Here is a 12,996-nt window from a genome sequence, read left to right as displayed (position 1 = left end):
CATGAACGGGGTAAAGCCGCGGACTCACCGTCGCACCATCAGTCGTTTCATGCTGGCTATGCTGTTACTGGCACCCACGCTGCTGTCGCCATGGAGCCATGCCGGGCCGTTGCGTGAGCTGTGGCAGGCCCGGCGTCAGGCACAAAGTGAAGAACAGGAAGCGCACGGCGGTGCCGCCAAGGGGCAGGTGCTGGAAAACGTGGCCTACGGCAGTTCCGATCAGGAGCGGCTGGATATCTATCTGCCGCATCAGCCCCATCAGGCACCCCTGATTGTGATGGTTCATGGTGGCGGCTGGCGGGGAGGGGACAAGGATTCACGCAGCGTGGTTGTCAACAAGATCGAGCGCTGGGTACCACGCGGGCTGATCTTCGTTACCGTCAACTATCCGATGCTGCCCGACACGTCGGTATTGCAGCAGGCCAACTATGTCGCCCGGGCGCTGGCCTATGTCGAACAGCATGCTGCGCAGTGGGGCGGTGACAGCCAGCAGATTGTGCTGATGGGGCACTCGGCCGGAGCGCATCTGAGCGCGCTGATCGGTGCAGACCCCAGTCGCTTTGCCAGCCTCGGCCTGAAGCCCTGGCTGGGCACGGTACTGCTCGACAGTGCTGCGATGGATGTAGAAAGCATCATGTCGAACCGTCACCTGCGGCTTTACGATGATGCCTTTGGTGATAACCCCCGCTACTGGCGTGAGGTCTCACCCATTCTCTATCTTAGCCGGCAGGCTAAGCCTTTTCTGGCGGTGTGTTCCAGCCGTCGTCAGACGTCCTGTGAAGAGGCTGAGCAGTTTGTCGGTAAAGCCCGGCAGCTGCAGGTGAGCAGCAGCCTGCTGCGCGAAGACTTGTCTCATCGAGATATCAATCTGCAGCTGGGAACAGAAGGTGACTACACCCGCACGGTGGAGCGCTTTATGTCCGGGCTCAGTGCTGGGCTGGCGGCAGCCTTGAAGGTGAAGTCCTGACAACGCCGCCGCAAACAGCGCTAGCTAGTTTTTTGTTACCACCCTAAGCGCATGGTCTTTACTGCGCATAAACGGTAAACGCGCCAGAATGCCGATGACCACGACGGCAAACAGCAGCCGTGCCCAGAGAATGCCCGACAAATCCGCTCCCATCAGAACGACCAGCAGGGTGTCTTCAATCACACTGTGGCACAGGCCCAGAAAACACAGGGTCAACATGATGTCCCGTGGTGGCAGCTGACCTGAGCGGGCCTCGCGAATCAGGATGCCGGCACCGTAGCTGAGTCCGAGGGTAACCCCGATGATGGTGACATTAGCGGCATCCTTGCCGATACCGAGAATGCGCAGTATCGGGAACAGCAGAGCATGAATCAGTCGTTCGATGCCCAGCCAGCGCAACACCTTGAGCAGGGTCAGCAAGGCCAGAATGATGGGGAAAATAGTCAGCAGGGTGACTACCTGATCCATCAGCCATCCCACCAACCCGGTGTCGGCTGAGGCCGCCGGGCTCCACAGTACCTGTCCCGGTGTCTGCAGCCAGCCCGTGGCGGCGTAGAACCAGTGCAGAAGCATGCCCAGTACCAGCGCGCCGCCGATGCGCAGAGTCAGGGTGAGGCGCCACGAAACACCGGCAGCTTTGGCGACGGCGCCTTCAACCGGCAGCGAGTGTGCCAGTAGCAGCAGCGTACCCATGATGGTGATCTGGGCACCGGTCAGCGTCTCATGAGCGGCAATATCCAGAAAAACCATCATCGCCGTGTAGATGTTGGTCAGCAGCACCGTGGCCCAGACGATACCCAGGCTATCGGGCAGGCCCATCAGCTGCATCAGGGGCGATAGCAGTTTCCCTAGCAGCTCGGTGCCACCCAGCATATCCAGCAGTTTGACCGCCAGTAAGGCGGGCACCATGACTTTCAGCAGGGCCCAGTACACCCTGAGCGATTCTCCCAGCAGGGCGGTCGCTTCCTTCCGACAGCGCAGCAACATCGACATAACAAAGGCCTCAATGAGTGGGGTGCCAATGAACAGCTATTGGCAGGTGTTGGCGTTGCAGGCAGTGTAGCGTGGCGAGTAAAAATTATTTCCAGATAAGTTATCGGTTCTTTTTATTTAATTTGTTTTATTTAAATTAAAAGAAATTTTATTAGGTGAGTGTGATGGAGCTTGATCGTATTGACCGTGCCATTCTGAGTACCCTGCAACAGGATTGCAGCTGCACCAATCTGCAGCTGGCAGAGCAGGTTGGTTTGTCGCCACCGGCCTGCCTGAAACGGATCAAGCGTCTGACCGATGAAGGTTACATCGACAAGAAGGTCGCACTGCTGGTACCGGAAAAGTTCGGGCCCTGTTTGCATATGGTGGTGGAAGTCATCATGGAGCGCGACAACAAGGCGTTATATCAGCGCTTTCTGAACCGGGCCGTGGCGGCGCCTGAAGTGAAGCAGTGCTATCGGGTGACCGGCGAAGTGGACTTCGTGCTGATCGTGATGGTGCCTGACATGGATGCCTATGAGGCCTTCTGTGACCGGGTGCTGCATGCGGACGACAACATGAAAAAGTTCCGGACTCTGATTTCCATGAAGCGCGACAAATTCGAAACGGCGATTGAGGTGAAGTCTGAACAATAAACAGCCAGAACAGGTGGTTGTTGCGAGAGAAAACACCTGTTCTGGAATATCTAAGCGACTTGCTGCACGGTGATCATTCAGTGCTGAAAGCACGTCGGAGTGCTCATTCAACAGGTGACTGAACTCCGTAGCTCAGCACTTTTTGTCTTATCTGGCTCACGTATTGTGAGCATATTGCTATCAGGAGACAGCACTGTGATTAGTGAGGCTCTGATTTCTTGTCATTACCCAGCTTTCAAATTCGCTGAGGCTATCTTTGGAAAAAAGCTCAGCCAGATCATCCGGATACTGCAGACCCAGTGCCCGATAGCATTGCAGATCAAGATCCTGTTCGCTCTGCACTAGGTTGGGGTCAAGCCTGTTCAGCTTCAGTAGCTGAACCTTTTGCCACAGCCGTTTTGCATGGGGGATGCCGAACATGCTGGAATCTGAGCTGTCTGCAGGGGTGTCATAGTTCACGGCATTGGTGACCTCATAGCGAATTTCGAAGTCAGGTCTGTCATTCAATACGTAGCGAGACTCCAGCGTGCTGCCAATTTCCAGTCGGACTTTATGGCGGGTAAAAGGCATGGTCAGTGAGCATTGTCCCCTGGTAAGGCGATGGTCACCATAGACGACGATCTCAGTAGTAAATTGCAGATCAGTGTAATGCGCAGGATGTTCAGGTATTACCAGCTGCGCAGAGAAGCAACGCTCATCACCGCTAGCGATCGCCAGGGCAGTCTGCCTGTCAAGGCTGAACAGGCGGCCTAATGGAATCGCTGATTGCTCATCTGACGTGCCGGCGGCCAGCAGACTGGCATTGACCTGAATTTGCTCAGGTATCAGGCTGCCGCTGGGCTTCAGGGCCGATACCAGATGAGCAAAGATCGCCACCTGTGGTTCTGCCTTGAGCATGGCCGTCATGGTTTCCGATACAACCAGATCATAGTGAGCTACTGGCGCAGGCCATTTGAGAATATCGGTACAGTGGATGGCAGCAATACGATCTCTGACATCCAGCTCATCTATCAGCTTGTTCAGCAGCATCAACGAACGATCATGGATATCCAGAAGGGTGATCTGTACCTCTTTTGCCGATAGCAGGGGTAGCAGCGGCACGATCAGCAGCCCAAACGGTCCGGTGCCAGCATAGAGAATATTTAGCGGCGTGCTGTCAGCAGCCCGATCTGGGCTATCCAGCCGTTCGCGAATGGCGGCATATACTCCCCGTATAAATACCTGGCTGCGCAGTATTTCCCAGGCACAACGGCCGGCAACGACGGGTGACACCGCATTCCCCTTTGCCGTTGCTGTATTACGCTCTGACATCACCGTGGGATTGAGATCTATGCCGGTGATATGACACAGAATGGCGCACATCTCATCGATTAGCGGCTTGTGACTGGCCAGAGTTTCAACGGGGCTGTCGAGATACTGGCAAATGATGCAGGTTAAGGGATGAGGCACAAAGAATCCTCCATGAATCGGGGAGTGCGAGAGCTGTGAGAGTGTCTAGAGCCTAGTACGCTCCACCAGGACTGCAAGGAGCGAAAGAATACGATGGTCTCATAGCCGTCGCATGCTGGATGCCAGAACGCCGTTCATATAGCTGGCAAAACATGACCAATCGGTTAGTATGTTGCCCCCTCCGTCTCCTCCTGCTTCAAGGAGCTTCGCGTGAATCAGCGCCCTCCCGTTACACCCGCGTTGCGACTGCCTGAGTTTGTTGCCCTGTTTGCGGTGATGATGTCGCTGACGGCCATGAGTATCGACGCCATGTTGCCTGCGCTGCCGGCCATCGGCCATTCACTGGGGGTGGAGGACAGCAAGGACACCCAGCTGATCATCTCGCTGTTTATTCTCGGTATGGGCTGTGGCGAAATTTTCTTCGGTCCGCTTTCTGATGCGATCGGGCGCAAGAAAGCGATCTATATCGGTATTGGCATCTATTGTGTGGGAGCGGTACTGGCATTGACGGCTACCAGCATCGAGCAGTTACTGCTGGGCCGTATTGTGCAGGGCATTGGGGTATCCGGGCCAAAGATTGCGTCGCGGGCGCTGATTCGCGATCAGTTCGAGGGCAATGCCATGGCGCGCATCATGTCCTTCATCATGATGGTGTTTATCCTGACACCGATGATTGCTCCGGCGGTAGGGCAGTTCATCCTGCTGTTTGGTGAGTGGCGTTCGATCTTTCTGGTCTATCTGGTGGCAGCGGTGCTGGCGGTCACCTGGATGGGCATCCGTCAGCCTGAAACCTTACTGCCTGAGCACCGTATTCCCATTTCCCTGCGCAATCTCTATCAGTCGGCGCGGCTGATTATCAGTCATCCAAAAGTGATGGCCTACACCCTGACGGCCGGGCTGATTTTCGGCACCTTGCTGTCGTATGTTTCGACCACCCAGTCCATGTTTCAGGATCTCTATCAGGCCGGTGCCCGATTCCCGCTGTATTTCGCCATTCTGGCACTGGGCGCTGGTTTGGCGTCGATGGTGAATGGTCGTCTGGTGATGCGCTTAGGCATGCAGCGCCTCACGCTGTGCGCGCTGAGCGGCATTCTGGTGGTGGGTTCTGCGTTCCTGTTGCTGACCTGGTATTACCAGGGCATCCCTCCGTTATGGATGTTCATGAGCTGCTGCTTCCTGCTGTTCTTCTGCCACGGCATGCTGTTTGGCAATATCAATGCCATGGGCATGCAGTACCTTGGCCGCGTGGCGGGTATCGGCTCGTCGCTGATGTCGTCCATTTCCAGCTGGACTGCGGTGCTGGTGGCGATACCCATCGGCCGTATGTATGACCACTCGGTCACTCATATTCCCATTGCTTATCTGGCCTCCGGGTTACTGGCGCTGCTGCTGGTACTGGCTGCACGTAGCAGCCGGGCAGGAGCAGTCTGAAGAACGCGATGGTTTGCTGGCGCCTGCTGATCGGCTATGATGCGCGGCGCTATTTACACAATGTTACCGATTTCAGGATGACGTCGGATCAACTTCAGGGAAGAACGCTCTCGATTCAGTCATGCCTGTTTATTCCATACTCAGGCTGATGCGCTTCATCTCTGCTTCTGATTCCTCTTGTGATTGGCTGACCCTGACCGCGCTTTCGGCTGCGCCAGTCTGCAACGTCTGAATATGCTGGCCAGCATTCTTACCTGAGGAAAAAGGAATGAGCTCATCATGTTGGCAGGTACTGGGCATTGCCCCCAGTCTGGATACTGCCGCCATCCGCAGCGCCTATCAGGCCCAGCTGTCCCATACCAGTTCAGTGACAGACTATGAGGGTTACAAGACCCTGCTCGCCGCTTATGAGGAAGCGCTGCGACAGGCACGTCGTGCGATTTCTGCGGGTATTCGATTTCCCACTGCGCGGGAAACAGAGGTCCTGGAAGCTGCCTCCCCTGTATCCAGTCCTGCTGTAACTCAGCCAGTATCGGCTGTCGCTAATGAAAGCGAAACGATTCTGCCGGAAAAGGCTGAGACGGTAGCTGAGGTCGTTCCTCAATATGACGTAATACATGCTGATGTGAATGCGTCAGTGCCGAGTGTATTAGCGGAGGTTTTACCAGCGAACAGCACTGAGTGCCCAGGACAAGACCGTCGCCAGCTTTCTGAAAATGATCATTGGTCCGTTATTTCAGAGGCAGTGTTAACAGCAAACAGTGAGGATATATCAGAACTATCTTTTACTGATCGGTCTGATTGCAGATTTAATACTTTACGTTCAGCAAAAGAGGCTTTTGCCATTATTGAGAAAGAGGTATCGCGTTATTCCGTAGATGAGGGCTTCTGGTTGTTACTGTGCTCTATTCTTCTTCACTCACATCAGCTCAATAAGAAAGAGAGAACGCAAGTGAAAGAGTGGGCTAGTGAATCTATAAGGGGGCACTTTTCAGAGGTTTTTCATGAGGCGTTGCAGGGTGAATTTGCTCAGGGAGATACTCATACGCTATATAACGTTATGGCAGATAAGAGGGATGAAAAATACTCAAGGCAATATCTATGGTCAATACGTCCATTGTTTATGAATATTGTTAGGCCGTTATCACAGCCCGCCAAAACAGATGCTCTTATTGTTTTAAGAGCAGAAATGGATAATGAATCCAACCCTCTTTCGTTGCGCATGGCTATCAATATTTGGCTGGGTTCATATCAGATGCTAGTGAGCACATATCAGAAAGAACCGACAATCCCTGACTGGTGCATATGGGAACCTAATCGGAGAGTCGGTCGCCTTCCCACTTTCATATATATAACGTCCTTTTTTATGCTTGAGGCTTTCTTGTCGAAATATGCCTCAACGCCTCTTTACTGGACCCTGATTCTGCTGCCTGCGTTATCAGGTGTATTTATGTGCATGCGCAGATTACGTGATGCTAATAAAGGGTGGCCGACGCTCCTGTTCTTTCTTATCGCGTTCAAATGGTTTCCCTGGGTTATGTTCGGTGTTCTTTTCTTTAAGCCAGATCCTCTGCCGAATAGGTATGGCCCTTCACGATATTTCTCCACAGAACAGCTTGATGATTTGGCACACTGTCTGAAACAGTTGAGCTGATTTTCGAACGTTCCTCTGATGAGGAGCGGAGTATTTCCCTGCCTCTGCTTCTCGTATCACTTTCCTGTCTGCTGACCCTGTTGGGGGCAGTGGGAACTGACCCGTTTCTTATCCCTACTTAATTGACAGCTAAGCCGTTCGGAATGGTGGCCACCTCCAGCCAAATGACAGGTAGGACCCACTGACTGAAGGCTATCCAAGCAGATCACTACGGTGGGGATACCGTTATGGCCAATAGTTTCAGTTCTTCCTACAGCAAACCCAGGGCGGTCAGGCCCGCGAAGTCTGGTCAGCTGGCGCTGGAAGGGAAGGAGTATCAGGTACGGATTGCCAGAAACAAAAAGGCATCAGCGGCGGACGACAATCCGCCGCTGCAGGCCGTATTTCAGGCCTTATCTGACGTGGCAGGGTCACCCCGCGTGCCGGAGGTCAAATCTCAGGGCGGGCATCTCGCTCATCGCTTGTCAGCTATGCTGCAGGGGGAATAGTCATGGTGCGATCGGTTGCTCCCACCCCCAGTTTTCAGTCAGTAGAGCATCTGCGACAGAGCAATATCGACACCAAGGCGCTGCTGCGCCATGGCAGCCTCTCCATCGGTGGCACTCAGTACCGGGTCAGTGTGAACACGGACGATCAGATTCAGGTGAGGCGCGAAGACTCCTGGGGCAAGCCTGCCTGTAAGAAGTTCTTCGGCGCTGCCAAAGACATGTTCAACCACCGTTTGAAAGATGGCAGCGCTGCGTCCCGAAGTGAGCGCATCGCTGATGTGCTGAACCAGCGGCATGTGCCCGATGCGCCGCTGCCGTCGATGTTCCCCCGGCAGCATAAGACGGAACTGGATATCGGCGACTTCAACCAGTCGGAGCATGCACGGGCGCGGGAAGAAGGGACCACCTATCGGCAGGAGAATGCTGATGAGGCCTTTGCTGCCTACAAGGCATCTCGCCACAACTCACCACAAAGCTCACCCGCGCATTCCACCCATGGCCATCATCACAGCCATCATGGACATAACGAACCCCTGCGCCGCACGCGCTCGGACGAGCTGCCTGCGAAGTCATTCAGTGAATTCAAGCAGGAGTTTGAACAGGTGGAGCAGGGCCGCCTGGATTACCACGGTGAGACCTCCAGTGGTGACAATACCAAGCGTGCCTATCAGGATTATCAGGCGCAGCGCCGTTTTAACCAGTCGGCGCCTAGCAGCCCGTTCCGTTCAGAGCCGGTGAGGTCAGAGCCACAGCGCACCGAATCTGCCGCAGAGCAACAGGCGTCCGCGGATTACTACGGCCACAGTGCGGGCCTGTCCAAGTGGGACACCATGCTGCTGCAGTCAGAGGCTGAACTGGCTGCACGGCGACGCTCAGAGCAACGCACGATGCCGGGCGTAACACTGCAACATGCTCATTCTGCACCGGCACAGCTGGAAACAGTGGGCCGCCTTTCGACCAGAGAACTGAAGAATCAGGCCGTGGATGCGGCGGTCAGACTGAGTGGCAACAATCTCACCTTTGCTGTGAGCATTCTGGAAAAAGTCGATGCGTTGCGAAATAGCCATGCCATCAGTCACGCCAACAAGCGGGAAGCACTGGAAACCTTTATCGATATTCTGAGCAACAAGGATCTCGGGACAACCATGAGCAAGCTGCAAGATCTGAACAGGATTCTGGACGGCGCAGGGAGACACCAACGATGAACGACGTCTTTATCAACCGCCTGTTTGCAGAGACTTTTGAAAAAATGGGCATTCAGCTGGATCCGGACAATATCGGTAATGAATACCAGCTGCTGATAGATGATCAGTATCCGGTACTGATGCGATATGACCCGGTCAATGAGCGCGTGCTACTGGTCAGTAATGTCGATACCAGCCAGGTATCTGAGAAGCTCCTGCCGACGGTAACTAACCGGCTGCTGCAGGCGGGACTGAACCCGCTGACCGCCAGTGGACCCGGTGCCGGCAAGGATGAAAAGTCAGGCCTGTATTTCTGCTACACCACGCTGCCGCGTCACGATATTAATGCTGACAAGGTCTGCCAGGAGATGATCAAACTGGTGGAGTGGAGCAAGCAGGCGGTGGTGGCGTGATGGATGCTGTTGCTTGGTTAGCAGAGCTTGCCATGGCTGGGCTACAGGGGGGCCTCCATGGTTAATACTGTGAAGTCCAGCCACTTTCAGTCGGTGGATGAACTGCGGCATTCGACGGTCACGGTGCCTGAGTTGCTGCAGCACGGCAAACTCAAGGTGGATGGCAAGAGTTACAGCATCAAGCTGGATAGCCATAGTGAATTGCAGGTAGCGGCATCGGCATTCAAGGGGATGAAAGGGCTGTTCAAAGGTGAGTCCAGTAAGGCTGAGAGTGCGGCCACTGGGCGAAGTATTGCGAGTGCAATTGCAGATAAGGCCCGACAGGCATTAAACCGTCATGTGGCCGAAGCAGGGGCTACTGGTCAGGCTGGAACGTCGTCACCGGCAGGTCAGACAGCACTGGCGTCGATGCTGCATTGTGCTGAATCCGCTGATGCAGGCAGGCGGTTACGTGGACACTCCCAGCCTGTGGATGTGATGGCCGTTTATAACCAGATAACCGCCAAGCCACGTAACCAGCAGATGATGTTCAGGCCACAGGATCAGCAGCATGTCCTTGATGAAATGTGCCAGTTGCAGGAGCCGTATCAGGGGCGTGTCTGGATCCAGAGTCAGTTGACGGATGGTCGCGAAGGAGTGTCCCTGCGTGACTACGTCAACGAAGTCCGTGGCCCGGACAGCAGCAAAGCTTTCGCGGGCAATATCCGGTTTTTCAAACAGGCAGCGGATGGCAAGCTACAGTACGGCGAATCCGGCGCCCGAGTCAGTCTGGCGGTCAAACCGGAATATTGCGTTACGCTGGGAAAGATGCTGGCACAACTCTGTGCCACTGATCCTGACGTCAGGGAGGCCAAACTGATGTCGCCACGTATATTCGGCAGCAGTGCGGACTCTGCGGTGATTTATCTGGGCCCCGATCTGCATAAAGCCAGCCAGGTGGCTGAGCGGGTCAGGCGTTTACTGCCGGAAGAGGCCTTTGCAGACCACGCCATTGTCGGTATGCAGCCACTGGCCAAAGGCTGCTTTTACGGCGAGTTAACCAAGGCCGATATGCAGCTTGGCGGTAGCCTTGGACTGTCACGCGCCGCCATTATCAGTGAGGCGGTCAATACTCGTGGCAATACCTCAATGGAACAGCGCCTCAGAAGTGCCATCGAGCGGCGAGGCTATGAGCCTGACAACCCGGCATTTATGAAAAGCAGTAAGTATCAGATGCCGTGATCTTCTGCCGCATCTGCCTGTAACGGGCTGATCAGGCGTTATGTCATGGGGGTATTGTCAGGTTCCACACGTCTGATATGTGAGCCTCTCACTATCAGCTCTCCGGCAATCAGGCAATTAAGTGGCTGGGAGGAGCGGGGTGCTTTCAGTCGCTTCATTACCTCCGCAATCAGCGCGTGCATGGGCTGACGATAACTGGTCAGGTTGTACAGCGGTGAGCTGGCCAGATCGATATCATCAAAACCAATAACTCCCATCTGTCCGCCCATGTCTGCACAGTGCAAGGCTTCCAGTGCACCCATTGCCAGAATGTCATTTTCACAGAAGATGGCTTCAATACGCTGTGCAGCAGGTGTGTTTTGCAGATAGTGGGTCATCAGTGTCAGCGCCTGTTTGCGCTGATAATGTTCTGCCTGCAGATAGCCACTGACGACCAGCCCGCCTTCCTTCAGACGATCACGAAAGCCCTCAAAACGCCGCAACATTGTCGACTCGCTTTTGGGGCCAGCCATATAGCCGATACGCTGTAACGGCTGTTGCAGCAGCAGCCCCGCAATCTCCTGACCTGCCTGATAGCCATGGGTACTGACCACCTGAATATTAGGGTCGTTGCTGTGGCGATACATCACGATCAGCGGGATGTGCTTGATATCTCTGGCCAGTTCTATCAGCTCATCGGTGAGCAGGGTGCCGATAAAGATCAGGGCACTGACCTGAAACTGCTCTGCCAGCGACAGGGTGCGCTCGTAGCTTTTGTGTGAGCTGATGTTGAGCATCATGGCGATGTAGCCTTCACGCTGCAGCTGGCGGGTAATCTCATCGATGACCGGCAGAATGTGCAGGCTGGCCATCTCATCCACCACCAGACCCACAATGGTGCTACTGCGGGTAGACAGGCTGCGGGCCAGCAGATTGGGCTTGTAGCCCAGTTCTGCCGCGGCCCTGAGTACTTTTTCCTTGGCGCTGGCAGAGATGGAAGCGCCCGGAGTCATTGCCCGGGATACTATCCATTTCGATACCCCTGCGTGGCGGGCCACGTCCATCGCGGTGATCTTGTGGCTAGTGTCTTCGTCGGTCGACATATTTTTTGTTTCGTCCGTTGACATCACTTTGTGCTCTGAACTAAGTTGTGTGCAACCGGTTGCATGTGTGCGACTTTATTTTTAAAGTCGGATGCAACCGATTGCAAATGCTACACCTTAGTCTCTTGCCCATTGCTTGGGAAGACTGCGTGCTGATTTGCAACCGGTTGCATTCGTAAGTCATCCAATACTTGCATACACCGCAGATTCATATAAGCGGGTAAAAACAAAAAGGAAACGAGCATGCTGTGTGACGAACCTCAAAGCCCCCGATCGCTGAACCGAATCTATGCCGCTTTCGACGCGGCCGTTGCCGGGGAGACTCCCAGCGGGGCTGGCCTTGCCGCAACGACGGTATACCCATGCCGCTGCCTTTGAATTAACTGCTGTTTTTCCATCTGAGCCTTTTCGGGAATGAACTGATGAAACTCTCTATCTGCACTGACAGCCTGGGCAATTTGCCGTTTGAAAAGATGCTCGACACCGTTTGCGAACTGGGCATCGAAGGGGTGGAAATGACCGTGGGTGGTTGGTCATCTGCGCCACATATCAACGCCGATGAACTGCTTGATAGCGAGCCCAAACGTCGCCAGTTTCTGCAGGCCATCGAGTCTCGCGGCCTGGGTATCGCTGCCCTGAACGTCTCCGGTAATCCACTGGACCCGGGTGCACTGGGTGCCAAACACAAGGCCGATACCGAGAAAACCATCCAGCTGGCCGGACTGCTCGGGGTCAGAAAGATCGTGATGATGAGCGGCCTGCCGCCTGCCAGTGCAGAAGATCGTATTCCCAACTGGATTACCTCCACCATCAGCTGGCCGCCCACGCTGAAAGACTGTCTGGATTACCAGTGGAACGAGGTAGCCATTCCCTATTGGCATGGGCTGACCAGCCGGGCAAAGGAGTGCGGGGTGGAGAAGTTCGCGCTGGAAAACTTCAGCTCCATGCTGGTATGGAACCCGGAAACCCTGTTCCGTCTGCGTGACGCAGTGGGGCCAATGGTCGGTCTGAATCTTGACCCCAGCCATTTGCTGTGGATGGGTGCAGACCCTATCGCTTCGGCCCGTGCGCTGGGGGATGCCATACACCATGTACACGGTAAAGACGCTCGCCTTGAGCGCGGCAAGGTGGATGTGAATGGCCTGCTGGAGTTCAAACCTATCGATGATATCGCCAACCGCAGCTGGAACTATGTCGCTGTGGGTTGCGGTCAGGACCTGCAGTGGTGGAAGGAGTTTTTCTCCGTAGTGCGGATGATGGGCTACAACGACTGGGTTTCACTGGAGATGGAAGATCTGACCATGTCCGTGGAGGCGGGTATCAGAACCTCAGTCAATGCGCTGCAGCAAAGCATCAGCCGCTGATGAGTTCACGGGGTATCACCGGTCTTCGCGTGGTGCCCTGTGCAATGTTGCCGCCCTGTCTGCACCTGTCGTCGGGATGCCTTAAGAGCACTCACTGTGGATGTGGCGGTTGTTA

The 12,996-nt window shown here is 54.8% G+C and carries 12 protein-coding genes; 9 read left to right on the top strand and 3 right to left on the bottom strand.

The window, feature by feature from the left end:
* The first annotated feature begins 1 nt into the window (after window position 1).
* Window positions 2–967: an alpha/beta hydrolase gene (locus QCD60_RS27045; RefSeq protein ID WP_279790104.1), complete on the top strand. Its 966-nt coding sequence runs from the start codon at window positions 2–4 to the stop codon at window positions 965–967.
* Between the two features lie 24 nt (window positions 968–991).
* Here QCD60_RS27045 and QCD60_RS27040 read toward each other — a convergent pair whose 3' ends face one another.
* The gene (locus tag QCD60_RS27040) at window positions 992–1,960 is read right to left on the bottom strand and encodes a hypothetical protein (protein WP_279790102.1); all 969 of its coding nucleotides are present in this window, start codon (window positions 1,958–1,960) and stop codon (window positions 992–994) included.
* 164 nt (window positions 1,961–2,124) lie between these two features.
* Between QCD60_RS27040 and QCD60_RS27035 the strand changes: the two genes are divergently transcribed.
* Window positions 2,125–2,595, top strand: coding sequence for an Lrp/AsnC family transcriptional regulator (locus QCD60_RS27035; protein ID WP_279790100.1), 471 nt, complete (start codon window positions 2,125–2,127; stop codon window positions 2,593–2,595).
* Between the two features lie 180 nt (window positions 2,596–2,775).
* Here the strand turns inward: QCD60_RS27035 and QCD60_RS27030 are convergent, their stop codons facing one another.
* Window positions 2,776–4,044 (bottom strand): class I SAM-dependent methyltransferase, encoded by a 1,269-nt coding sequence (locus QCD60_RS27030; RefSeq protein WP_279790097.1) that lies wholly within the window; start codon window positions 4,042–4,044, stop codon window positions 2,776–2,778.
* A 210-nt stretch (window positions 4,045–4,254) separates the two neighbouring features.
* Here QCD60_RS27030 and QCD60_RS27025 point away from each other — a divergent pair, with 210 nt between their 5' ends.
* The 6 genes from QCD60_RS27025 (at window position 4,255) to QCD60_RS27000 (ending at window position 10,435) form a co-directional block, all read left to right on the top strand.
* The gene (locus tag QCD60_RS27025) at window positions 4,255–5,475 is read left to right on the top strand and encodes a multidrug effflux MFS transporter (RefSeq protein ID WP_279790095.1); all 1,221 of its coding nucleotides are present in this window, start codon (window positions 4,255–4,257) and stop codon (window positions 5,473–5,475) included.
* Between the two features lie 268 nt (window positions 5,476–5,743).
* Window positions 5,744–7,129 carry a DUF805 domain-containing protein gene (locus QCD60_RS27020; protein ID WP_279790093.1) on the top strand — a complete coding sequence of 462 codons (1,386 nt, stop codon included), beginning with the start codon at window positions 5,744–5,746 and terminating at the stop codon, window positions 7,127–7,129.
* A gap of 227 nt (window positions 7,130–7,356) precedes the next feature.
* Window positions 7,357–7,617 carry a hypothetical protein gene (locus QCD60_RS27015; RefSeq protein WP_279790091.1) on the top strand — a complete coding sequence of 87 codons (261 nt, stop codon included), beginning with the start codon at window positions 7,357–7,359 and terminating at the stop codon, window positions 7,615–7,617.
* Between the two features lie 2 nt (window positions 7,618–7,619).
* Window positions 7,620–8,822, top strand: a complete 1,203-nt coding sequence (locus QCD60_RS27010) for a hypothetical protein (RefSeq protein ID WP_279790089.1) — start codon at window positions 7,620–7,622, stop codon at window positions 8,820–8,822.
* Window positions 8,819–9,214: a hypothetical protein gene (locus QCD60_RS27005; protein ID WP_279790087.1), complete on the top strand. Its 396-nt coding sequence runs from the start codon at window positions 8,819–8,821 to the stop codon at window positions 9,212–9,214. The genes QCD60_RS27010 and QCD60_RS27005 overlap by 4 nt, the downstream gene beginning before the upstream one ends.
* Before the next feature lie 57 nt (window positions 9,215–9,271).
* Entirely contained in the window at window positions 9,272–10,435 is a 1,164-nt protein-coding gene (locus QCD60_RS27000) for a T3SS effector HopA1 family protein (protein ID WP_279790085.1), read from the top strand.
* A 38-nt stretch (window positions 10,436–10,473) separates the two neighbouring features.
* Here the strand turns inward: QCD60_RS27000 and QCD60_RS26995 are convergent, their stop codons facing one another.
* Window positions 10,474–11,517: a substrate-binding domain-containing protein gene (locus tag QCD60_RS26995; protein ID WP_279790083.1), complete on the bottom strand. Its 1,044-nt coding sequence runs from the start codon at window positions 11,515–11,517 to the stop codon at window positions 10,474–10,476.
* A 422-nt stretch (window positions 11,518–11,939) separates the two neighbouring features.
* On the opposite strand from QCD60_RS26995, the gene QCD60_RS26990 reads away from it, so the two are divergent.
* Window positions 11,940–12,881, top strand: coding sequence for a sugar phosphate isomerase/epimerase (locus QCD60_RS26990; protein WP_279790081.1), 942 nt, complete (start codon window positions 11,940–11,942; stop codon window positions 12,879–12,881).
* The last annotated feature ends 115 nt before the right edge of the window (window positions 12,882–12,996 follow it).

It is taken from the genome of Pokkaliibacter sp. MBI-7, assembly GCF_029846635.1.
In the GTDB taxonomy this organism is placed as follows: Bacteria; Pseudomonadota; Gammaproteobacteria; order Pseudomonadales; family Balneatricaceae; genus Pokkaliibacter.
Note: the sequence above shows the minus strand (reverse complement) of the source record. Positions and strands in the feature narration are given on the sequence as shown.

Excerpts from the sequence above, each read along its gene's own strand:
- QCD60_RS27035 (WP_279790100.1), top strand. The coding sequence starts at position 2,125 with ATGGAGCTTGATCGTATTGACCGTGCCATTCTGAGTACCCTGCAACAG.
- QCD60_RS27010 (WP_279790089.1), top strand. The coding sequence starts at position 7,620 with ATGGTGCGATCGGTTGCTCCCACCCCCAGTTTTCAGTCAGTAGAGCAT.
- QCD60_RS27000 (WP_279790085.1), top strand. The coding sequence starts at position 9,272 with ATGGTTAATACTGTGAAGTCCAGCCACTTTCAGTCGGTGGATGAACTG.
- QCD60_RS26995 (WP_279790083.1), bottom strand. The coding sequence starts at position 11,517 with ATGTCGACCGACGAAGACACTAGCCACAAGATCACCGCGATGGACGTG.
- QCD60_RS27045 (WP_279790104.1), top strand. The coding sequence starts at position 2 with ATGAACGGGGTAAAGCCGCGGACTCACCGTCGCACCATCAGTCGTTTC.
- QCD60_RS27005 (WP_279790087.1), top strand. The coding sequence starts at position 8,819 with ATGAACGACGTCTTTATCAACCGCCTGTTTGCAGAGACTTTTGAAAAA.
- QCD60_RS26990 (WP_279790081.1), top strand. The coding sequence starts at position 11,940 with ATGAAACTCTCTATCTGCACTGACAGCCTGGGCAATTTGCCGTTTGAA.
- QCD60_RS27040 (WP_279790102.1), bottom strand. The coding sequence starts at position 1,960 with ATGTCGATGTTGCTGCGCTGTCGGAAGGAAGCGACCGCCCTGCTGGGA.
- QCD60_RS27015 (WP_279790091.1), top strand. The coding sequence starts at position 7,357 with ATGGCCAATAGTTTCAGTTCTTCCTACAGCAAACCCAGGGCGGTCAGG.
- QCD60_RS27020 (WP_279790093.1), top strand. The coding sequence starts at position 5,744 with ATGAGCTCATCATGTTGGCAGGTACTGGGCATTGCCCCCAGTCTGGAT.